This is a genomic window from Ornithinibacillus caprae, from assembly GCF_009728145.1.
GTDB classification, from domain to species: domain Bacteria; phylum Bacillota; class Bacilli; order Bacillales; family Amphibacillaceae; genus Ornithinibacillus; species Ornithinibacillus caprae.
The window spans coordinates 332,965-355,755 of sequence record NZ_WOCA01000001.1 but is presented as its reverse complement, the minus strand read 5'-3'; the positions used below and the strand labels follow the sequence as shown (position 1 = coordinate 355,755).

At 34.3% G+C, this 22,791-nt stretch carries 22 protein-coding genes and 6 tRNA genes; 5 read left to right on the top strand and 23 right to left on the bottom strand.

What is annotated here, in order from left to right:
• Nucleotides 1–142 precede the first annotated feature (142 nt).
• From GMD78_RS01800 to GMD78_RS01785, 4 genes are all read right to left on the bottom strand, one after another.
• Nucleotides 143–2,044: an LTA synthase family protein gene (locus GMD78_RS01800; RefSeq protein ID WP_155666539.1), complete on the bottom strand. Its 1,902-nt coding sequence runs from the start codon at nucleotides 2,042–2,044 to the stop codon at nucleotides 143–145.
• Between the two features lie 174 nt (nucleotides 2,045–2,218).
• On the bottom strand, nucleotides 2,219–3,190 hold the full coding sequence (locus GMD78_RS01795; RefSeq protein ID WP_155666537.1) for an ROK family glucokinase: 972 nt from the start codon (nucleotides 3,188–3,190) through the stop codon (nucleotides 2,219–2,221).
• Nucleotides 3,191–3,206: 16 nt separating this feature from the next.
• Nucleotides 3,207–3,398, bottom strand: a complete 192-nt coding sequence (locus GMD78_RS01790; RefSeq protein ID WP_155666535.1) for a YqgQ family protein — start codon at nucleotides 3,396–3,398, stop codon at nucleotides 3,207–3,209.
• Nucleotides 3,399–3,455: 57 nt separating this feature from the next.
• Nucleotides 3,456–4,913, bottom strand: coding sequence for a spore germination protein (locus tag GMD78_RS01785; RefSeq protein WP_155666935.1), 1,458 nt, complete (start codon nucleotides 4,911–4,913; stop codon nucleotides 3,456–3,458).
• A gap of 139 nt (nucleotides 4,914–5,052) precedes the next feature.
• Here GMD78_RS01785 and GMD78_RS01780 point away from each other — a divergent pair, with 139 nt between their 5' ends.
• A complete protein-coding gene (locus GMD78_RS01780; protein ID WP_155666533.1) occupies nucleotides 5,053–5,901 on the top strand; it encodes a hypothetical protein in 849 nt (282 codons plus the stop codon).
• A gap of 17 nt (nucleotides 5,902–5,918) precedes the next feature.
• On the opposite strand, the gene GMD78_RS01775 is transcribed toward GMD78_RS01780, so the two are convergent.
• The 4 genes from GMD78_RS01775 to rpmG all read right to left on the bottom strand — a co-directional run bounded on the left by GMD78_RS01775 (nucleotide 5,919) and on the right by rpmG (nucleotide 8,795).
• A complete protein-coding gene (locus GMD78_RS01775) occupies nucleotides 5,919–7,478 on the bottom strand; it encodes a rhomboid family intramembrane serine protease (RefSeq protein WP_155666531.1) in 1,560 nt (519 codons plus the stop codon).
• A 164-nt stretch (nucleotides 7,479–7,642) separates the two neighbouring features.
• Complete coding sequence (locus GMD78_RS01770) at nucleotides 7,643–7,840, bottom strand: hypothetical protein (protein WP_155666529.1); 198 nt, start codon at nucleotides 7,838–7,840, stop codon at nucleotides 7,643–7,645.
• 121 nt (nucleotides 7,841–7,961) lie between these two features.
• Nucleotides 7,962–8,549, bottom strand: coding sequence for a 5-formyltetrahydrofolate cyclo-ligase (locus GMD78_RS01765; RefSeq protein ID WP_343042060.1), 588 nt, complete (start codon nucleotides 8,547–8,549; stop codon nucleotides 7,962–7,964).
• 96 nt (nucleotides 8,550–8,645) lie between these two features.
• Nucleotides 8,646–8,795 carry a 50S ribosomal protein L33 gene (rpmG, locus tag GMD78_RS01760; protein ID WP_019377954.1) on the bottom strand — a complete coding sequence of 50 codons (150 nt, stop codon included), beginning with the start codon at nucleotides 8,793–8,795 and terminating at the stop codon, nucleotides 8,646–8,648.
• A 177-nt stretch (nucleotides 8,796–8,972) separates the two neighbouring features.
• Here rpmG and GMD78_RS01755 point away from each other — a divergent pair, with 177 nt between their 5' ends.
• Nucleotides 8,973–9,203 (top strand): hypothetical protein, encoded by a 231-nt coding sequence (locus GMD78_RS01755; protein WP_155666525.1) that lies wholly within the window; start codon nucleotides 8,973–8,975, stop codon nucleotides 9,201–9,203.
• 31 nt (nucleotides 9,204–9,234) lie between these two features.
• Nucleotides 9,235–9,801, top strand: coding sequence for a hypothetical protein (locus GMD78_RS01750; RefSeq protein ID WP_155666523.1), 567 nt, complete (start codon nucleotides 9,235–9,237; stop codon nucleotides 9,799–9,801).
• Nucleotides 9,802–9,853: 52 nt separating this feature from the next.
• On the opposite strand, the gene phoU is transcribed toward GMD78_RS01750, so the two are convergent.
• The 12 genes from phoU to GMD78_RS01690 form a co-directional block, all read right to left on the bottom strand.
• The gene (gene phoU / locus GMD78_RS01745) at nucleotides 9,854–10,513 is read right to left on the bottom strand and encodes a phosphate signaling complex protein PhoU (protein ID WP_155666521.1); all 660 of its coding nucleotides are present in this window, start codon (nucleotides 10,511–10,513) and stop codon (nucleotides 9,854–9,856) included.
• 121 nt (nucleotides 10,514–10,634) lie between these two features.
• Nucleotides 10,635–12,800, bottom strand: coding sequence for a peptidoglycan D,D-transpeptidase FtsI family protein (locus GMD78_RS01740; RefSeq protein WP_155666519.1), 2,166 nt, complete (start codon nucleotides 12,798–12,800; stop codon nucleotides 10,635–10,637).
• A 73-nt stretch (nucleotides 12,801–12,873) separates the two neighbouring features.
• Nucleotides 12,874–14,142, bottom strand: coding sequence for an MFS transporter (locus GMD78_RS01735; protein WP_155666517.1), 1,269 nt, complete (start codon nucleotides 14,140–14,142; stop codon nucleotides 12,874–12,876).
• A 110-nt stretch (nucleotides 14,143–14,252) separates the two neighbouring features.
• Nucleotides 14,253–14,864 carry a superoxide dismutase gene (locus GMD78_RS01730; RefSeq protein ID WP_155666515.1) on the bottom strand — a complete coding sequence of 204 codons (612 nt, stop codon included), beginning with the start codon at nucleotides 14,862–14,864 and terminating at the stop codon, nucleotides 14,253–14,255.
• A 180-nt stretch (nucleotides 14,865–15,044) separates the two neighbouring features.
• Nucleotides 15,045–15,120, bottom strand: a tRNA-Phe gene (locus GMD78_RS01725).
• A 160-nt stretch (nucleotides 15,121–15,280) separates the two neighbouring features.
• Nucleotides 15,281–15,373 (bottom strand) — tRNA-Ser (locus tag GMD78_RS01720).
• A 10-nt stretch (nucleotides 15,374–15,383) separates the two neighbouring features.
• A tRNA-Ile gene (locus GMD78_RS01715) sits at nucleotides 15,384–15,460 on the bottom strand.
• Nucleotides 15,461–15,474: 14 nt separating this feature from the next.
• Nucleotides 15,475–15,550: transfer RNA gene (locus tag GMD78_RS01710), tRNA-His, on the bottom strand.
• A 20-nt stretch (nucleotides 15,551–15,570) separates the two neighbouring features.
• Nucleotides 15,571–15,647 (bottom strand) — tRNA-Met (locus GMD78_RS01705).
• A gap of 3 nt (nucleotides 15,648–15,650) precedes the next feature.
• A tRNA-Asn gene (locus GMD78_RS01700) sits at nucleotides 15,651–15,725 on the bottom strand.
• 802 nt (nucleotides 15,726–16,527) lie between these two features.
• Nucleotides 16,528–18,156, bottom strand: a complete 1,629-nt coding sequence (locus GMD78_RS01695; protein ID WP_155666513.1) for a Na/Pi cotransporter family protein — start codon at nucleotides 18,154–18,156, stop codon at nucleotides 16,528–16,530.
• 249 nt (nucleotides 18,157–18,405) lie between these two features.
• Nucleotides 18,406–19,035, bottom strand: coding sequence for an NfeD family protein (locus GMD78_RS01690; protein ID WP_155666512.1), 630 nt, complete (start codon nucleotides 19,033–19,035; stop codon nucleotides 18,406–18,408).
• A gap of 128 nt (nucleotides 19,036–19,163) precedes the next feature.
• Between GMD78_RS01690 and GMD78_RS01685 the strand changes: the two genes are divergently transcribed.
• The gene (locus tag GMD78_RS01685; RefSeq protein ID WP_155666510.1) at nucleotides 19,164–19,487 is read left to right on the top strand and encodes a hypothetical protein; all 324 of its coding nucleotides are present in this window, start codon (nucleotides 19,164–19,166) and stop codon (nucleotides 19,485–19,487) included.
• 41 nt (nucleotides 19,488–19,528) lie between these two features.
• On the opposite strand, the gene GMD78_RS01680 is transcribed toward GMD78_RS01685, so the two are convergent.
• Nucleotides 19,529–19,939, bottom strand: a complete 411-nt coding sequence (locus GMD78_RS01680) for a hypothetical protein (protein ID WP_155666508.1) — start codon at nucleotides 19,937–19,939, stop codon at nucleotides 19,529–19,531.
• Between the two features lie 186 nt (nucleotides 19,940–20,125).
• Here GMD78_RS01680 and GMD78_RS01675 point away from each other — a divergent pair, with 186 nt between their 5' ends.
• Nucleotides 20,126–20,410, top strand: coding sequence for a DUF2624 domain-containing protein (locus GMD78_RS01675; protein WP_155666506.1), 285 nt, complete (start codon nucleotides 20,126–20,128; stop codon nucleotides 20,408–20,410).
• A gap of 106 nt (nucleotides 20,411–20,516) precedes the next feature.
• Here the strand turns inward: GMD78_RS01675 and GMD78_RS01670 are convergent, their stop codons facing one another.
• On the bottom strand, nucleotides 20,517–21,410 hold the full coding sequence (locus GMD78_RS01670; RefSeq protein WP_155666504.1) for a deoxyribonuclease IV: 894 nt from the start codon (nucleotides 21,408–21,410) through the stop codon (nucleotides 20,517–20,519).
• Between the two features lie 24 nt (nucleotides 21,411–21,434).
• A complete protein-coding gene (locus GMD78_RS01665; protein ID WP_155666488.1) occupies nucleotides 21,435–22,745 on the bottom strand; it encodes a DEAD/DEAH box helicase in 1,311 nt (436 codons plus the stop codon).
• Between the last annotated feature and the right edge of the window lie 46 nt (nucleotides 22,746–22,791).

The window sequence follows — 22,791 nt, the reverse complement described above, 5'->3', positions numbered from 1 at the left end:
CCTTGGACCTGCGATTACTCGGCCCACCGAAAATCTTTGTCCTGCTGGAGCAAAGGAATCGGTGAGACCCTACCTAGATTTCAATAGCGATAAACTATGCGAACAGAGCTAACAATAAAAAAACTGCTCGAAAGCAGCTTTTTTATTGTTCGTCAAAATCAACAAAGCGAAATAAATCGCCGTAAATTATATTATCCGATAACTTTAATTCGTTTTCTACTTTTTGCTTTACTGGTGAACATGCATTTTCTTCACCATCATTATTTAAACTATTACTTTCACTAGCAATTGGCTCCCCTGTTTGACGATCATAACAAACTCCACTCGTATAGATATAATCATCACTTACAAAGTCACCATTTCTCATTGCTATAAATCCTTTTCGATCATTATGGAATAGATCATTTCCAAAATATATATCTTGATCAGTATCAATACCTAACATGTGTAATAACGTTGGTTTAATGTCTATTTGACCTGCAATTTCTGATTTAATTTCGCCATTACCATGTCCAGGAATGTGTATAAATAACGGCACTCTTTGTAATTGTACATAGTCATATGGGGTAATTTCATCCATTTCTAAATACTGACTCATTGCCTTGTTGTGATTAGCACTAATTCCATTATGATCACCCATTATAATAATAATGGTATCTTCATATAAACCCGCTTCTTTCAATTGATCAAAGAATTGCTCAATCGCTTCATCCATATATCTTACTGTTGGAAAATAATTATTAAGTGTATTGGAATTAGAATCATATGGTTCAATTGATTTATCTTCTTGATCAAGTTCAAATGGAAAATGATTGGTTAATGTAATAAATCTAGTATAAAAAGGTTGCTCTAGAGTTTGTAAATACTTTATCGATTGCTCAAAATAAGCTTTATCTTTTAATCCCCAGCCGACTGAATTTTCATCCGAAACTTCATAGGATTCTTGATCGTAAAAATAGTCATAATTTAAACTTTCATACATTTGATCACGATTCCAAAAGCTTTTATTATTGGCATGAAAAACAGCGGAATAATAGTCATTCTCTTTTGCTATCTCAGGGATTGCATGATATTCATTTTGACCATGTGTAAAGAAAACAGCACCCCTTGATAATGGATATAAGGAATTATCTACTAAAAACTCCGAGTCTGAGGTTTTCCCTTGTTCGGTCTGATGATAGAAGTTCTCAAAATAATAGGTATCTTCATCATTAACTAATCTGTTCATAAAAGGAGTAATTTCCTGTCCATTCACTTCATTATTGATAACAAAGCTTTGGAGTGACTCAGCCCATATGGTAATTACATTCTTTCCTTCAGCAACACCAAACAGTTCTGATTGTTCATTACTTCTAACATGATCCTCAATATAGCCCTTAATTTCTGGAAGTTCATTTCCATCAGCTAAAACACGCTGTGACTTAACTTTCGATTGAAGAACAATATCGTAAATATGATAATTAAATAGTCCAATGTTTTTTACTAAATATTCTCGGTCAAATGCTCTCGTAAATAATTGTGGTCTTTCTAGCTCAGCGAGAAAGAAGTTACCTGCAAGTAATGCAAATGACATGGTCACCGCAAATACTTTTCCTCTCTTGTTAAAAATTATTTGCTCACTAGTTTGTTTTTTACGAGTGAAATACCAAATGATTATAACATCTAAGAACCATAACACATCATAGGCTTTTATTAATGTTAAAATACTAGAACCTAAATCGGCTGCATTACTACCTTGGAATAACTGTGGTAATGTAATGAAGTCTGTATAGGAACGATAGAATACTAGATTCGCAAAAATAATAAACGTACCAAATAGTGCTGCATATCTTATATATTTCATTTGTCGTGATTGTTTTTTAAACCAAACACTTATAGCAAATAAAATAAAAGCAGAAACAAATGGATTAATGAGCAAGATGAACTCCTGCATAACATTCTCTAATTCGATTGAAAACATAAAACGATAGACGATATACGTCTTCAAACCGAATAACAATGCTGCAATGACATACATTGGAATTCTTCCCCAGTTAATTTTCATTTCAGATCCTCCTACAAATTCTCCCCATCACGTAATCATATCTATGCTTGTTTTTATAAATCGTTACGGCAGTGTACAAGCGTCTAACGCGCGTATAATATATATGACGTGTATTTTCCCATAAAAGTTTCAATTTCCTTAATAAAAAATGACATTTTGGTGAAAAAGTGCAAACTAAAATGTAATATTATTTAATTTTTGTTTCACCAAATAAGCCGCTCCAATAATCCCCGCATCGTTACCTAATTGTGCAATTTTTATTTCACATGCTTCACTTATTCTAGGTAAAGCATATTTTACAAATGCATCATTTATTCCTGCTATTAATTGATTACCAGCTTTGGAAACACCACCACCTACTAATACTTTAGATGGGTTAATAATAGTCGCCATGTTTGCAATAGCAAATCCTAAAATATCTGTTGTTCGTTCGACAATATTAATACAAACTTGATCTCCTTGATTAGCAAGGTCAAATATATCCTTTGATGTGATAGCTCCCTTTTCTTGATATGTTTTATTTAATAGACTGGTAGGTTCTTTTTCTATTGCTTTCATTCCTTGGCGAACAATCCCTGTGGCAGAAGTAACTGTTTCAAGGCAACCTTTTCGCCCACAATTACATGTATAACCATCACGCTCTACTGTAATATGACCAATTTCACCTGCTGTTCCATTTTCCCCATTTAAGATCATTCCGTTAGCAATAATGCCCCCACCAACACCAGTACCAAGTGTAATGGCAATAACGTTTTTAGCCTGGTTTCCAGCACCTTTCCAGTTCTCTCCTAGGACTGCAATGTTTGCATCATTCTCAACAAATACAGGTAGGTCAGACAAAGCCGTTAAGTCGCTTGCAAGATTAAAATCTTTCCACCCTATATTAACCGCTTCATGAACTATACCATTTTTTCCATCAATAAAACCAGGAGCCCCTACACCAATTCCTTTAATATTAGCTTTAGTAATGTTGGATTTGGATAATTGGTCTTGAATGGAATCCCATAGATCTTGAACAATTGTCGCACCTTGACTCGATGTGTTTGTTGGAATTTCCCATTTATCAATAATTTTTCCATCCAAGTCGATAAAACCTAATTTTATGGTCGTGCCACCAATATCTACGCCAATCATTAACTCTTTCATGAAGATCGCCCTACTTTCATTTAAGTTGTGATTTTTCTCGTCTTATAATCATCATTGCAGTAGTATATTCCTCTACTTGAATTAATTTAGAGTTGTATAGCTCTTGTATCTCCATCTCCATCAACTCAAGGTCAGCTAATCGTTCTCCAACATAAATAATAATTCCAAATCGCTTTAATAATTGTTGTACGTCATAAAAATTTTTCATATTTTTTCACCAAAGTAATTATAGCAAGTTCTCCACAAAACAACAATCCAGATCTTCTTATCGATCTGGATCTTGTGGGTCTAATAATGTTGGTCGCTTACTTTTTAGTGGAATAGGAGATCGAACTAATACATCACGAAATGCATGGAATGAGAAAGGCAAAAATGGCCATAGATATGGTGAATGGAAAGATTTCATGCGAGTTAAGTAAATAATCCATATAGTTATTCCTGCTATATAGCCTGGTACACCAAACATCGCAGTGGTAAGTAATAAAAATATCCTCACCAATCTATTCGCAAGACTCAATTCATAACTGGGGGTTGCGTATGTCCCAATTCCAGCTATCGCTAAGTATAAAATAACCTCGTATGAAAATAGCCCAACCTCAATGGCAACCTGTCCAATAAGTATTGCAGCAACCAATCCAATTGCTGTTGCTAGAGAAGTGGGTGTATGAATCGCAGCCATTCGCAGCATATCAATTCCTATTTCTGCAAGTAAAAATTGAGCTAATAGTGGAACGGCACCATAATCATTAGGTCCAATATACTCAAGTCCTCTAGGTAATAAATCAGGATTGATGGATAGTAAATAATATAACGGTAAAATAAATATTGACGCAATAACTGCAATAAAACGTACCATGCGTAAATAGGCACCTACCAACGGTTTTTGACGGTATTCTTCTGCATGCTGTAAATGATGCCAATAAGTCGATGGAGTGATCATAACACTAGGTGAACCATCAATAATAATCAATACATGGCCTTCATATAAATGGGTAGCCGCCGTATCTGGCCTTTCTGTGTAACGAACCGTTGGAAATGGATTCCAATGGCGACCACTTATAAATTCTTCTACCGTTTTCTCAGCCATCGGAAGTCCATCTGTATCGATCATCTTTAAACTCTCTTTCAATTCATCCACTCGATCTTGATCAGCAATATCTTTTATATAACATAGACAAAGGTCCGTTTGTGAGCGCCTACCGACCTGTAAATATTCCATACGTAATGACCGATCTCTTACTCTTCTTCTTGTTAATGCCGTATTAAAAACAATCGTCTCTACATAACCATCACGTGAACCTCTTACCACTCTTTCTAAATCCGGTTCCCCAGGAGATCGAACTGGATATGTTCTAGCATCGATAATGATAACTTTATCAATGCCTTCAACTAATAATGCTGTCGGTCCTCCTAAAACTAGATCTGCAGCTTGATTCAAGTCATCCACCATTTCCAATTCTACATATGGAAGATATGTCTTAATAAGTTTGGTAAGTGGATCTGGTTCTAAATCTTTAGGCTCTATTTTTGCAAGTAATTTCATAAGTAAATGCATGATATCATCTTTAACAAATCCATCTATAAAAAACATTGCCATATTTCTTCCCGCATACTCCACATCTAAATGGACAATGTCAAAACTTTCATCAATGCCTAGCCTATCATGAATATATGTAACGTTTTCTGTATATGAGGAAAATAGTTCCTGTTTATCTTTTTCCATATCATCACCAAACATTTCAATAAATTTATATCTTTAGTTTGGTCTTATCCCCGTATTCTATTCAGCGCTTTATATGGAATCATATAAGCTTGTCTTCCCTCATATATTGACTATAAAAGATCCTAGAGGGTGAAAAAGTATGCGTAAAAAATTAGTTCCGACCATCATTTTTTCCATGATTACAGCATTAGGTATTTTATATATATTATCTAATAACTCTGTTCAAGTAATCACCTATTTTCCACTTGATGAATTAACTTCATATGAAAATGCAGCTACTTCTTTGGATATTAATTCAGAAAACAAGAGTACCTATGCGATTGATTGGACAAGCCAATCCAAAAGTGAGCAAGAAATCTATTTACGACAAGATGTTTCTGTCTTATATGTAAATGGTAAATTAATAGGTATTCGTAGTAAGTGGGAGCAAAATACGGACACAATACGATTGAATCAGCAATTACAGTATAATGTGGATGCATATTGGGAAGCTATTTCGTATCACCACGGAGAAATTCACCATCCAGAAGATTCCATTAGAAGTATACAACAAATGACCTCTGATCAATTATATGTTTATAAAAGAGGTGATAATGGGGTTCAATCCTTTAGAATTCCAAAAACAAAACAAGAGGAGTTTAAAAAAGAGAAACTTGATAAAGAAAGGAAACAACAACTACTGAAACATTGGCAAGGATTAACTTCACATTTTTCCATTGATACAACACAATATGATATGATTCCATTAACCGAATTATATAAATACGAAGAAAGTTTACCTGGGTTATCTAAAGAAGCTTCCGCCAAAGTTATTGGCCAATTATGGGAAGGATTATATAAAAATTACATTATTCCCATCACTGACTCAGAGAATGTAACTAGTTATATACCATTACTATTAATGGATAAGGAAAAGACACATCTATATGTACTTTTTGAATTAAATGGAGAAAAAGAACAATTGATCCAAAAAATATCGACTAACTAAAGTGTGCGAGGAACACTTTAGTTAGTCCAGTTCCTCTCTATAATTTCCCTGTACAATTCTTGATATGCTTCATCATTCGGTCTAAGTTCGTATGCTTTTCTAATGATATCTCCAGCCCGTTCATCACCGTTATTAAAATACAGTAAGGCGAGGTTATAATAAGCTTCAGGTATTTCCTCCGATGCACGCTGTTGGAGGCTTATACTTCGTTCTAGATCCTCAATCGCCAAGTCGATTTTATTTAATCCTATATAGGCATAAGAACGTTGGAATAATAGTAGCGGTTCAAACTCATCTTTATTGTTTAGTCCTAACGTAGCATTATCTATAACTGATTCATATTCTTTTTCCTTTATCAGTTTTTCAATATATGCTAACTGAAACTCGGAGCTATTTTTATTATGTTGAATACCAAATAAGATCAATCCAACTAATAACACAATAAATATGATTATGAAAGCGAATGATTTCATTGTCTTTCTTTGTTTCGGTAACTGTACAATTGCTGCTCCAATAAACCCTGCAATTAGGCCACCTATATGGGCCCCTGCATCCACCTGAGGTACAACAAAACCAAACACTAGATTGATAGCTATGATTACCAACAACCCAGTTCCTATCGTTTGGAAGAAAATACGCTTATACATCAAACCAAAATATAGTAATGCACCAAACAACCCAAAAAGTGCTCCTGAAGCTCCTGCAGAGACATTAACGGTGAAGGCAAAACTAGTAATTCCTCCACCAACGCCAGCTAGAAAGTAGATCACTAAAAAGCGCCAAGATCCATAGATCTTTTCTACTAATGTACCTAAATAATAAACTGCTAACATATTCATAAACAAATGTAGGAACCCAATATGTAAAAACATCGAGCTAACAATCCGCCACCACTCACCATCAATAATAGCTGGATTGAACTTCGCACCATATTTTATTAACGTGTCAGTTGATGTACTTTCACCATTAATTTCAAGGAATAAAAACATAATAATGTTTATAGCTAATAATACATAAGCAAAAAATGGCTTTCCATAGGAATAAACGTCAGTAACTTCATTCCTTCTCTTTTGCAATGCTTGCTTTAATTGTACTTTATAATAGTCTATATATTGTTCCATTTCTATATCAGAAGGAAACTCCTGTGGATTAAGACTAAACGTATTATTTAGAGATGAGTGTAACCTCTTTAGTTCATCAGTTGTATTGTTTTCCGTTACATAATAAACGTTCATTTTAATTTTTTTTCTATCTTTTAATTGCATTGGTTTTTTTAACATTTCCCAATCATCAACAGGAGAATGTGTGGCAATGTATAGATTATGAATCTCAATATTGCCACGGAGTAATCGTTTCATTGCCTTAGCCTTTTGAAAAACTGTTGCAATGTCTGTTTTTAAGTGGTTTTTCCAGTCAAACTCTTTATGTATAATGCGAACAACTGTTGAAGTCTTATTTTCATATTTACTCAACCAAATTTCTTCCAAGTTTGTATCGATATGTAATACCTCAAATCGATCATTTTCAGTCAACTGATTGGCGAGCTTATGTAATATAAACCGTTCATGAACATACATGTAGCTACCTCCCCCCTCCTACCATACATACATCATACCAAAACAATTGATATTTATCTTTTTTTAGCACCCATTAGCAAACTAGGATTTTGCTATTCCTTTATAACAAAACCCTTAGTGCACTCATGTAACATAAGAAAGAAGTTGTTAAAGAACAACTTCTTTTACTGTGATGTATTTGTTGATTGATTAAATAAATTAGGTAATATTTTGTTACGTATATTAGGCATGTTCATGGACAAGGTAACTACTAGTTTACGTAAAAAACTAACTGCAAGTATTGTGTTCATCACACGATATCGCCATCTATAAAGCATGGAAATAACAGTAACAACACAAGTTAGAAAAACAACTATTCGCATCTAAACACCTTCTTTTTATGTTAGTGTTCTTAGTTATTTTCTTCTCTGCAAAAATTATTCATTTGATAAGTGATTCTTCAATCAGTGGGGCTATTACAGCCAGTTATACGGGGAACAAAACTCAACTAACTGTTTTTACCTTAGCAGTACGTATACCTGTTTCTGTAACTAAATGCTTGACCGGTAAATCAAATGTCTCTGTTGGCACTTCATGCACGAGTTGTACTTCACTTACTAAGGACACTGTCTCTCCTGTATAGTTTGCTAATAATCGATCATAATATCCTCCACCAAATCCAATCCGAAAACCATAACGATCGAATAATAAACCAGGTACTATTAATAAATCAATTTGATCAAATTCAATTTTATTTGTCTGTTTGGGATCTGGTTCCAATAAATTATAATAAACAACTTCTAATTGATTAAAATTTACTAACTGATAAAAGTCCAATTTCTTATCAGAAGGGATACACTTTGGTACTGATATAATTTTATCTGCTTTCCATCCTGCTTCAATAATTTTTTTGGTGTTCCATTCAAATCCTTGCGATACGGTGATCCCAATTGTATTAGCTTTATTCCATTGGTCCGAATGTAATAAATTATGTATTAGCTGCTCTTCAATCTTTTGCCTTTCCGCTATTGATAGATTTTTTAATTTTGAAATCGTAGCTTTTCTTAATTCTTTTTTCTCCAAAAGCTCCACCCCTCGCTCTATTTATTATAAAGTAACTTTACCATACCTTTTGTATATAAAAAATCCTTTAGGAACTATTCCTAAAGGATTTTTATTAACTATTATTTATTTAGTCTCACGGTGCAACGTGTGCTTTTTAAGACGCGGACAATATTTTTTAAGCTCAATACGCTCAGGATTTGTACGCTTGTTTTTTGTAGTAATATAGTTACGATCTCCTGTTTCTGTACAAGCTAATGTGATATTTACTCTCATGATTTTCCCTCCAAACTATAAAAACTTGCTTTATAGGCATCATTTGTTTCATCTCAGACTTATTTATAATAGCAGAAGTTTACTAATCAATCAAGTCGCTAATGGAAAAAATTAATGGTTTTCTCTTTCCAATTTCTATGGTATAACTAGTAATGTATATGAAATGGAGGTAAACAAATGATTTTTGCAGGAATGTCTATAATTATTGTTGCGATTGCATTATTTATTCTATCGTTCTTCCTAACTGATAAGTTTGAAAAACTAGAAAATGAAGTAGAACAGCTATCAATCTCTACTATGCAGGAAACATATCAACTTAAGAAAAAAGTAAAAATCTTGGAAGAGGAATTACTTGCAGAAGATATGTCGGCTGAAATTGCAGCAACAGAAGAACCACGTGATTTCTAAAAATATTTTTGTATAAGTAGGGTGAAAAATGATGAAACATACCATTCGAGCATTCGCGATAGGTTTATTTTCCGCTGGATTAAGTATGCTTATTGTCCATTACTTCGATGAAGGTACAAAACAAGACCTTTCAGAAATTCCAGTAGAAGATATTATTGATCAATTAAAAGAAGACGGCTATCGAGTATTAACAGAATCGGAATTCATTACGTTGACAGTTGGAAACAATGATAGTGACGAAGAAGTTTCTGAACAAAATGATGAAGAGAATAACGAAACGGAAGTAGCCAAGGCTGACGACGATAACAATGAAGAAGAAGCAAAAGAAGATACCGAAGATTCAGCTGAAAACGAAGAAAAGAATGATGAATCTAGGGAAGAGCAAGAATCCGTAAAATCTTATACTCTAACAATAGAGTCAGGAATGCCTTCTTCTGTAATCGGAACTGAGTTAGAGAAGAATGGAATTGTCGATGATGGTCGAGAATTAAATCAATATTTAGATGATGAAGGATACAGTCTTAGAGTTCAATTAGGTGAGTTTACCTTTACTAGTGATATGAGTTTTTATGAAATTGCAGAAAAATTAACAAGGTAGCCAAAAAGGAAGCAAAATTAGTTATTAAACTAACTTTACTTCCTTTTTCATTTTAATAATTTAAATTATAATTTTCACCTTTCACTAAAAACAAGATGCTCTCACCAATATTTGTAATATGATCTGCAAATCTCTCGATATATCTTGCACTAAAAGCAATTTGCATAATGTATTGGATTTGATCTGGGTTGGTTGCCGTATTATTTAGTAAATCCGTGACTACTTTTTTATATATTTTATCAACTTTATCATCCATGTCAGAAAGTTTTTGAGCTACAGAAATATCATCATATTGGAATGCTCGTAATGACGTTTGAAGCATATCCAAGGTAATATCTCGCATTACTTTTATTTCATTAGGTACCGTAGCCTTATAATCTTTTCCTAAATGAATAGTTGCCTTTGCAATATTTTTGGCATTATCTCCCATTCTTTCTATATCTGTGACAACCCGTAAAGCGATAATTAATCTACGTAAATCGGTAGCTACAGGCTGTTGTTTCGCAATCATTATAATAGCTGTATCATTAATTTCCATTTCTGCTCGGTCTATTTTTTTATCATTTTCAAGTACCTGATCTGCCAATTCAACATCCTGATTATACAACGCATCGACCGAACTCTTTAATGCATTTTCCGTTAGCTTAGCCATATTTATAATAGCTTTATTCAAATCTTCTAATTGCTTTTGAAACTGCTCTCTAACCACCATTATAATGCCCCCATTTCATATTATGCCCTAACTTTAACAAAGCACTTTAAAGTAGGTATAAAGTCAATGTAAATTTAATGTAAAAAGCCTAAGATTCCCTGTAGGAAATCTTAGGTCTTATTTATTCATCCGCTTCTTCTGTTTTATCTTGACCCTCTTCAACATCCTTGGCAGAAGTGTCTCCGTTTGCTCGCTCTTCCTGTAGTTCAAAATAGGAATCCATTATTCCTTCTGTGATTAATCTATTGATTGGATGGTTATTATTCAACCCAAGGTTAGGAACCACTACAGCAACAGCTATTTCGGGATTCTCAGAAGGGGCATAGGCAACCATTGTAAGGTTAATTGTTTCATATCTTTTTCCATCTTTATACAGGTCATTCTCTGCTGTACCTGTTTTACCAACAGGGTCATAATCTTTATTTCCAAATGTTGAATAAGCTGTTCCACCCTGTTCTTGAAATACCTGTCTGAAACCTTCTTGAACACGGTCGATATATGCTTCACTCATATCAATTCGATTTAGAACTTCCGTATTAACACTGCGATATACAGGTCCTAATTGCTCATCAGAAGCTTCTGGCATACGAATTTCTTTTAGGAAATGCGGTCGTACACGGTAGCCGTCATTAGCAATAGTTGCTACATATTGAGCTAATTGAATTGTTGTATAGGTGTCATACTGACCAATAGCATAGTCAAGTAATTGACCAGCTCTTGACTCACCCACATAACCTGTCGCTTCGTATGGAAAATCAATACCAGTCTTTACTCCAAGACCGAGTTGATAAAAATAATTTCTCATTCGTTGGAAGTAATCCCCTTGGAACACTAAAGGATCACCATTCTTAAAATTAAATTGTCCACCAATTCGCATAGCGGTATGGAACATGTAGACGTTTGATGAATATTTTAAAGCACCTCTATCATCTACTGTACCAATATTTTTATTTAGAGATGACTTAGGTGAGCTTCCCTTAATAACGACAGGGCTATCATAAATCGTGTACCCTGGTGAGATTGCACCAGATTCAAAACCAGCTAAGATCGTTGCTCCTTTTATGGTAGAACCTGGACGATGAGCATCATATAAAGTTCTAAAGGAAACATCCTGAAACTCTCTTTCATCGCGGTCATAACGTTGACCAGAAATGGCTAGTATTTCACCTGTTTGTGGGTCTAACACTACCGCAAGAGCATCTTCTAAATGCTGATTTTGTGAAGGTTGCTCTGAGATTGCTGTATTCAATTCCTTTCGAAGAATATCATCAACCCGTTGTTGAAATTCCATGTCTACGGTTAGAACCAGATCTTTCCCTCTCTCCCCTTGAACAACTGTTTCAACTCCTAAAACACTACCATTTTTACTAGTGGTATATTTAATTTGTTCTTTTCTACCTCTTAAGACCTCTTCATATTGTTCTTCTAGGCCACTTTGACCAACACGGTCATTTCTGCTATATCCTCTAGTTAGATAATATTGCTCTTTATCAGCTAGAATCCCTGTGTCTTGTGTTGTGATACTTCCGAGAATATTTTTAAACGTAACATCATATGGATATTCTCTATTCCAATCTGTTGAAGCATTGATTCCCGGTAGTTCATCTAGATGTTCTGCTACTTGAGCATATTCCTCAGGTGTTACATTTTCATTTTTTACAATTTGAGGTGTTAGAGAATAAGCTTTATCTAATTCCTTTTTAATTAAAATTACCTCTAGTTCCTCTTCTGTAAAATTACTAATTTCATCCTCTGTAATACGTTTTAATGTTTCATTATACGCATCTGAATTACTCATTTCTGCAGCTTCTTCCAGGGATAATCGACTATCTGCTTCTTCCTGATTTTTCAAATACCAATACTCTTTTTTATTTCGCTCGGTAATTGATTTTAGTTGTTTATCTCGGTTATATTCACAAGCCTCTAATTCAGAACTATCCTCTATCCCTTCACAATTATCTAACATAGAAATATATTGAGATAACTTTTCGGCAACATCAAGCTTATCTTTTGCTTGAACACCCTTTGGAGGGGTATAAGTAATTGCATAGAGCGGTTTATTATCAACGATAACATTTCCAAAACGATCATACATTTTCCCGCGAGGAACCGGTATCTTTGTTGTATCCTGTATCGTGCGATCGATCTCTTCTTGAAAGCTTTCCCCATTCAAAATTTGAACAACACCTAGCTGAAGGATCAATACGGAGAACAATAAAAATACAATAAAAAATAATATATTTAAACGAAAAGGTAACTGCGCTCGCTTCTTTTTAGTTTTCTTCATCCTTCTCCCCCATTAAAAACCATTCTAAACCTAACCTTTATTATAACATCATTTCCATGATATTCTAAGCTAATTAACGATTTTTTTCATCCGATATTTGATCCTTTATTAATACCTCTTTTTGGGGACTAGTTAAATAAATTTTTCTAAGCGAAATGTAGATGAACAAGTGTAGAGCACCAAATACAACTAACAGGATTGGAATAACTGTTTCAGGATCTACAAGTGAGACTGCTATTAAAAAGGTAATAATTGATGCAACCCGCCCAATATTTAAAAAGAACTCACGAACAACAATATATTCAATTCTTAATTCTTTAGCTTCCCTCGCTTTACCAATTACATCATAGGTTAATGATGCATATGGCACATTTATAATCGGATATGCAATACCAATCAAAATACCATAAATAATAAGCGTAACAAAGCTAGCATGAATTAAAATTATAAATAAGGAGGAATAAAGTAACAAACTACCAAAAAGAATTGCTTGCTTTCGCTTTGACTGCTTTATAAATTTAGTTGTTAAAAAGTAAAAAACAAAAGAAAAACCCGAGAAAAATAAATTAAACATTCCAAGTGACAATTCACTTTCAGTTACAATATAAATCCAAATAGAAATTACGAACATGAAAATGCCTTCGCGTAAGCCTTGAAATACATGTGCATTCAAGATACGTTTCCAATTCTTATTATGCTTCCGTTCTTGGATAATCTTTCTAAAATAAAAATTCCCCTCAGCAGATCGTCGCTTCAGAAACAAACTACTTACAACCGCTAGAATAAATAATATGAATGAGATTGTAAAAATTACAGTATATCCTACATTCTCTGTCATTCTAGAAATGATAAAACCTGCAGAAATTGGCGCAACCATTCCTCCAAAGGACTGAAGAACACCTAAAAATCCATTGAAAAAATCTCTTGTCTCTGGTTCGGTTATTTCAAATGTTAATACATTAAATGCCAACCAATAAAATCCATATCCGACGCCTAATAGACTCCCTAATAAGAAATTAAATGTCGCAGCATTTTCACCAATAAATAAAACACATAAAAAAAATAGGGATAAAAATATTACACCTAATCTTAATACAATAATTCGATCAACTTTTTTTGCAATCTTACCTGCAATTATAAATGTTACAGGTTGAAAAATAAAGATAGCTAAATTATAGACAGCAATCGTAATATAGTCTCCAGCCTGTTTCCATAAGTATATATTCACAAATGTATTCGAAAGGTAAATACCTAAAGAATATAGTCCACCTATTACTAGTAGTAAAATTAAGTCTCTATTAATTTCTGTTTTTCCGATAAGATGTTGGTATGTTCTATGCATAATAAATTGCCCCTTTTCCTTTCATCTATAGTTTGAGCAATTCATTATTGGATATTCACTTGCTTTTAAAAGCATAAAAAAACACGAGGGTTACCTCGTGTTTTTTAAAATTATTTTGCCTCGTTATAGTTTTTAGCAACTTCGTCCCAATTAACTACATTCCAGAATGCTTTAGCATAGTCTGGACGTTTGTTTTGATATTTTAAGTAATATGCATGTTCCCAAACATCAAGTCCTAATAATGGAGTTTTACCCTCCATTAATGGAGAATCTTGGTTAGGAGTGCTTGTTACTTCAAGTTCACCATTATTAAGTACTAACCAAGCCCAACCAGAACCGAAGCGAGTGGCAGCTGCATTTTCAAATTCCTCTTTAAATTTATCTAAGCTACCAAATTTTGCATTGATTTTTTCAGCAAGTTCTCCAGTAGGCTCTCCTCCACCGTTTGGTGACAGAACTTTCCAGAAAAGACTATGGTTTGCATGTCCACCACCATTGTTACGTACTGCAGTACGAATACTTTCAGGAACTGCATCTAGGTTACTTACAAGATCTTCAATAGATTTTTCTTGAAGTTCAGCGTGTCCCTCAAGTGCACCATTTAACTTAGTAACATACGTGTTATGATGCTTTGTATGATGGATGTTCATTGTTTCTTTGTCAATTGTTGGCTCTAATGCATCATATGCATAAGGCAATTCTGGTAATTCGAATTTTGCCATTGTAAAACTCCTCCTTTTAATTTAATCAAATGAAAGGAATGATTATCCTTTACTTGAAAGATTATCAGAGGTAACCATTTGTTGCAAATTATATGCACAGTTAACACTATACAGATAGTATAAATATTTCAAATATATAAAAAAACAAGCATCAAAGCTTGTTGGAGTAGTTTTATGAAATGGTGGCTCGGGACGGAATCGAACCGCCGACACAAGGATTTTCAGTCCTTTGCTCTACCGACTGAGCTACCGAGCCATGTATTGAACTTTTACTGAGTCTATTGCCCCTAATTATTGTTTGGCTAATGTGTCCCTGCATCTGCTAGCTATATTCAGAGAAGCTTTGTGCTTCGGGACAGTGCATATAGTTGATTATTCGAGATGTGTGCGGTCAGCTACCGAGCTAACAATATGTATGGAGGAGGTAGAGGGATTCGAACCCCCGCGCGGTTTGACCCGCCTGTCGGTTTTCAAGACCGATCCCTTCAGCCAGACTTGGGTATACCTCCGAATAATTAATGGTGGACCCTGCAGGACTCGAACCTGCGACCGATCGGTTATGAGCCGATAGCTCTAACCAACTGAGCTAAGGGTCCTTGATTAAAATATATGGGGCGACCGGTGGGAATCGAACCCACGAATGCCGGAGCCACAATCCGGTGCGTTAACCACTTCGCCACGACCGCCATAGATAAATATATTTATTTGGTGGCGGCGGAGGGGATCGAACCCCCGACCTCACGGGTATGAACCGTACGCTCTCGCCAGCTGAGCTACGCCGCCAAATGGCTCCACAGGTAGGATTCGAACCTACGACCGATCGGTTAACAGCCGATAGCTCTACCACTGAGCTACTGTGGAATAATTTTAAAAAGTTGCCTTCATTATGTTTTTGTTAGCTTAACCAATGAAGCTGGACCCCTACATCTTCTCGTTTATTCACCGATGTATGGTGCTTCGGGGTTATTCGTAGCTTTTTCGGTAGATGCTTTGCTCATCTCTACCACTGAGCTACTGTGGAATAATTTTAAAAAGTTGCCTTCATTATATTTTTGTTAGCTTAACCAATGAAGCTGGACCCCTACATCTTCTCGTTTATTCACGGGTGTATGGTGCTTCGGGGTTATTCGTAGCTTTTTCGGTAGATGCTTTGCTCATCTCTACCACTGAGCTACTGTGGAATAATTTTAAAAAGTTGTCTTCATTATAATTTTGTTAGCATAACCAATGAAGCTGGACCCCTACATCTTCTCGTTTATTCACCGATGTATGGTGCTTGCAGCACAACAGCTTGTTTCAATTTTTTTAAGGAACGAAATATAATTTATCATGATAATGCAAATATGTCAATATATATTTCTAATTCTTATAATGTCGATTAATATGTATGGTTGAGACGACAAGAATTAATATACCATCTTCTTGGTTAGATTTCAATAAAAGTTATACATATATTTAAAAAAATGTAGTATTTAGTCGTTCTTATTAGTTAACCAGCTATTCCTTAATAACGTATACATTAAAGGAATGAAAATCCGATACGAATAAAATGAATCCTCATTCCGTTATTCCCAAAACTTGAATTTATGTAACCTACAACAACAAAAATCACACAGTAAATTCAATAAATCGAATTACTGTGTGATTCAGTCTGTGATAAAAACTACTTTTCACCTAAAACAGCTTCAGCAATATTTACTGCGTGATCTCCAATACGTTCTAGGTTACTGATGATATCAACAAATACAATTCCTGCAGATGCACTACATAGCCCTTCATTCATTCGAATGATATGCTTTTTACGGAAAGCACGCTCCATCTTATCTATTTGATCTTCTTTCTGTACTACTGCAAGAGCTTCCTCTCGATTCGATTCGTCAAGAGATTTAATAGCTTGTTTTACTGTTAATATCGTTAAATCAAACATATTGTTAAGATCTTCAATAGCTTGATCTGTTAATTGAACTTTATTTGATATTTTATAGTCAATTAATTCGATAATATTTTCAAAATGGTCTCCCATTCGTTCAATATCACGTACAGAATCCATTAATGCAGTGTGTTTTGCACTTTCTAATTCGGACATCGATTCTCCAGACAATTCTATTAGATAATCAGTGATTTTCCTGTCTAGATTATTTAAAGCACCTTCAATCTGCATTGCCATTTCAGAGTGCTTTTGATGGTGGTTTGTTAAATACAAGTTTGTCTCTTCTAATCCCTTAGAAGCATACTCACCCATGCGAACAACTTCGGCCTTTGCTTGATCTAATGCTAATGTTGATGACTGTTGGATGAATATAGGATCCAGATGCTGTGGTTTGTATTCCACGATAACATCTTTACCTGGGACAATTCTTGTTACAATCCATGCAAGTGCACCGATAAATGGTAATTGAATGAGTGTGTTAACTACGTTAAAACTACCATGTGCAAATGCAATTGTCATTTCTTCATTTAAATTAAATTGTTCCTGTAATAACAATACATAATTAGTAAACGGAACTAATAATATAAGAACAATAGTAGTACCAATCAAGTTAAAAATAACATGTGTTAATGCCGCTCTTCTAGCTGCTACACTTGCTCCAATAGAAGCTAAGATTGCAGTAATTGTTGTTCCAATATTATCTCCAAATAATACAGGAAGTGCTGCCTGTAAGTGTATCGCACCTTCAGAAAATAATGATTGTAATATCCCAATTGTTGCACTGGAACTTTGAACAATTACTGTAAACACTGTACCAATTACTACACCCAATACTGGATGTGTACTCATCTCTACTGTCAGTTCTTGGAAGACATCTAATGTACGAAGGGGTTTTAAACCTCCACTCATCAATTCTAGACCAAAAAACAGTGCACCAAAGCCGAAAATAGTCTGTCCAATATTGTTGACTTTTGTATTTTTAAAGAAAAATAGTAGGAAACAGCCAATTGCAATTATCGGAAGTGCATATTCTCCAATATCTAGTCCAATAACAAACGCTGTGACTGTAGTACCGATGTTAGCACCCATAATAACACCGATAGCTTGTCTTAGAGTCATGAATCCTGCATTTACTAAACCAATAGTTAATACGGTTGTTCCTGAACTACTTTGAATAAGAATAGTAACGATAATTCCGGCTAAAACACCTAGTAATGGGTTGCTTGTAAAACGATCCAAAATATCACGTAATCGGTCACCCGCGGACTTTTGAAGCCCTTCCCCCATATACTTAATACCTAGTAGGAAAATCCCTAATCCTCCTATAAATTCAAACAGGAGTGTCTGTATATCGATATCCAATGAAATTCCTTCCCTTCAAAAAATCTTGTTGTTAGTAGACATGCCTTAATCATTATTGAAGATGACAAGCGTTTTGTAAAGTATGTTAAGTAAAAATTAACATTAAATTTACAAAACTAATTTCAATCTTTTACTTGTACCCCTATTATTTTCGTATAAAGGTTAATTATTCGGTTCTAAAATTAAGTTATCAAAAGATAAAAAAGCTCTCATCGAAATGCGTCTACATTATTCGATAAGAGCTTTTTATTAATTTGTTTTTTCAACTAGAATTTTCGTACCATCAACATTTACTACACAAACAGTACTATTTTTTGGGATCCATTGACCATTTGAAACCGCACTATAATCCTTATTATCAATTCGAATTGTCCCTACTGGTCGAAGATCATTTAGTGTAATTCCTTCTTGATTTACTAGTGCTTCATAGTCTTTATTCATTGAACTATAACCAGCCTCTTTTGTTAACCGATCTTTTAGAGCAATTTTTGTCCACATTTCTCTACGTTTAAATACCTTTAAGAAGAAAAATGAAGACCCTACACCAATTAGTACTCCAAGAACTGCATACAATCCAGCACCAAATGAGGGAGCAGGTAAAGCAACTGCCGTTAACATACTTGCAACACCTATTGTTGCTAATGTGCCATCATTTAATAATTTTCCATCTATTACGATTAGTAATAAACCAACAAAATAAATAATAAGCATAATGATAAGGGAGCTTGTTTCTAAGTAAACAGAAAAATATACTGTTATAAATCCAATTCCTAATAATGCAAAAAAACCACGCATATTAACAAGAATTTCTCCAATTAAAAATAAAGTAGCGAACCCAGTAATCACCATACCTATCCAATCATATGTGAATATTTCCAATACTTCCCCCTCCTTTTCTTTTAATTCATTATACGAATATACGTAGTGGAAAGTTTCATTAGAAAGTTTGGCTATAGTCATACTTTCATACAAAAACCCTTACCTGCTAAAAAAGGAGCTATTCGAAAATGAAAAAATTTCTGCTCTACTTACTCATTATACTATTTTTAATAAGTGTTTATAAAGACATTACCATCGGTACCGAGGTAAAAAGTAATGAGCAAGAAAAAAAGGTAGTGGTTGATACTGAACACAATATGTACCAAGCAGTAAAAGTAAAAGTATCACACGGAGAGACAGTTTTATCAGTGGTTGAGAGGTTAAACAATTTTGAATCAGCACAATTAGATGTTAATCGAATCTTAAGTGATTTTAAACAATTAAACCCCCACGTCGACCCATATAATATAAAATCAAATTCATTTTATTACTTTCCGATGTATAACGAGTGAGACTATACGAAAAGAGGCTGACCAAAAGTCAGCCTCTTCATTTAAAGAAATGGTCCTATAAAGAGCGCGAATACAATGGAAATTGCCCCTGCAACAATAGCAATATTACCTAACGTATCAGCGTTACGAGCTCTTGCCATAAAACCAACAATTACACCAGCGGCACCCAAGATAATTGGTAACCAGAAGAAGGATACAATAGATAATGCGATAGCTATCCACCCCATCGCAGTGTTAGCCTCTACACCTTCTTCTTCATCAACTCTAACAGGTTGGCGTTCATAATCATCTGCAGTCAACTCTGCAGCGGTTTCTTCATCACGATCACTATACGTAGCGATTGTTTCTGGTTTTTCAAAATTCCCAGGAGCTATTGGTCCTTCGTTAGTCGGGCCACCGTGATTTGGAGCATCTTCAATATTGTCATTGTCTCGACGATTGAATTCATCCATTAGTTAGACCTCCTTTTTAAGTTGAGGTGCATCTATAGTTTATGATTTGTTCGTCATAATATAATGTTACTTTATGGGAAAAGAAACAATTGCTTCTATAAAAAGCAAAATACTCGGAGACAAGTTGAGTTCACTCGCTCTTGTGCATATAGTAAAATAACAGTTAAATTTTAAAGGAGATTACGTATGTCCACATTTATTAAAGAACTAATCATTAATAAAATGAAACAACTTACACCTAATGAAATTCGTAATTATGCAAAAGAATACGGCTTTCATATTTCAAAAAATGAAGCAGAAGAAATAGCGAAATATATCAAAACGAAAAAAATAGACCCTTTCAATAAAAAGGATCATAAAAAAATGCTTCAAGAGCTTGCACGAATAACAGATACGGAAACAGCTAAAAAAGCTAATAAATTGTTCAATGAGATGGTTAAAGCTTATGGTCTTGAATCTTTATTTAAATAACTAAAGGTTGGACTAAAGAAATTCCCATTAGTTAGGGGTTTTACTGACCATTATATGCGAAATAAAAAAGGAATCTTGATCATACAACAAGATTCCTTTTTACTCATTACTGATTCATTATCATTTCTTTTAAATCAGGTACAAAATTTCCGTCCTTAATCATATTGATTTCAAATTTGTAAGGAGGTTTTTTATTCTTTTTATCTTCACCAACATATGGTGTTTCCAAGATTTTCGGTAAATCCTCTAGTTGAGGATGATGAATGACATAGTTTAATGCTTCAAAGCCAATATGACCAAAACCGATATTTTCATGTCTATCCTTATGCGCACCACGTTCATTTTTGCTATCGTTGACATGAACTACTTTTATACGATCAATACCGATAATCTTATCGAAGTCATTTAGTACTCCATCAAAGTCATTGACAATATCATAACCAGCATCATGAATATGACAGGTATCTAAGCATACAGATAGCTTCTCATTGTGTGTTACACCATCAATAATTTTAGCTATTTCATCAAACGTTCGACCTACCTCTGAGCCCTTACCAGCCATTGTTTCAAGTGCTATTTGTACATCCTTTTCCTTTTCTAAAACTTCATTTAGACCTTCTATAATTTTTTCTATACCCTTTTCGGCACCTGCACCTACATGCGCTCCAGGATGTAAAACAATTTGTTTAGCACCAAGCGCTTGAGTTCTCTCGATTTCACTTCGTAAAAAATTTACCCCTAATTCGAATGTTTCTGGTTTAGTTGTATTTCCAATATTAATAATATATGGTGCATGAACAACAATATTTGAAATGCCATTTGCTTCCATATGTTCTAGACCTTTTTCAATATTTAATTCTTCAATTGCTTTTCTTCTCGTATTTTGTGGTGCTCCTGTATAAATCATAAATGTATTTGCACCATAAGAAACTGCTTCTTCACTCGAAGCTAGAAGCATTTTTTTACCACTCATTGATACATGTGAACCTATTTTCAACAATGTGTACACCTCTCCCTATTACACTTACTTTTTATATTTTGTTCTTTTGGTTATCTGCTTTTTAATCGATTCTTGTTGCTTTTTCATTTTCTTTTTATAGCCTGGTTTAACTTTCTTTGGTTTACGTACCTTTTTCCAAGCTTCTTTTTCTACATTTGTTGTTACTTTCGTCCGAAGATTTCGCTCATTCCATGGCTTTGCTTCCATCCACTGGCCATTTTTAACATCAGTAAAAACAAAGTCCAATCCTTTTTGTTCTAATTTCTGGATAAGTTGTAAATCTTCCTCATGGTATAAACTTATTGCAGTTCCTTCCATCCCTGCTCTTGCTGTACGTCCTACTCGATGAATATAAAATTCTTCTTCTTTTGGTATTTGGGCATTGATCACATGGCTGACACCCTTTATATCGATTCCCCTAGCTGCTAAGTCTGTCGCTACGATATATTGATAACGTAAGTTTTGGATATCCTTTAGTACGCGTTTTCTTTCACGTGGTGTTAAACCACCGTGAATTAACCCAACATCTAATCCTCTGTCTAACAATTCATCAGCCAACTCATTAGCCTTATCCTTACCATTGGTAAAAATAATAGCTAAATAAGGGTGAATAGCTTTAGATATCTCATAAATAACATCTGCTTCCTTACGATGCTTGAGAGCAACTAAACGATGCTCCATCGTTTCAGGAGATAATTCGTTAGCAATTTTAACATGTAATGGATTCTCCAAATATTTTTTTAAGAAGTGCTCTAAACGTTGCGGTATAGTCGCAGAGTAAACTAGAAGTTGAATATCTGGATTGCTCCGAACGAGTAATTGATCAACTTCATTAATAAAGCCTAAATCCAACATTAAATCTGCTTCATCAATAACAAATGATTTTGCAGAATAAAGAGAGATTGCCTCTTCTTTAACCAAGTCTAAAATTCTACCCGGTGTACCTACAACAATATGTGGGGGTTCTTTTAGTTTTTCAACCATTTTCTGTTTATCCGTACCACCAACCAGTAATTTTGCAATCCATTTCTGTTCTTTATCGGCATACTTAATCATTTTTTTAACTTCATCAAATATTTGCATTGCTAACTCTCTAGTTGGTGCTGTAATTACAAACTGAATCTCTCTTTTGGTTGTATCCATTTGATTAAACAAAGGGATGAGGTAGGCATGTGTTTTACCAGATCCAGTGTGGGATTGCCCTATCACACTTTTCCCATTAAGGATAGCCGGTATCACCTTTTCTTGAATCTCTGTTGGTTGCTTAAAGCCTAATTGGTTTATTACATCCAACATAATTGGTTGTAATGAAAAATCATTAAATTTTTTTTCCATAATAATACTCCTTTTGATGATCACTATCATCTTAACACCATATCAT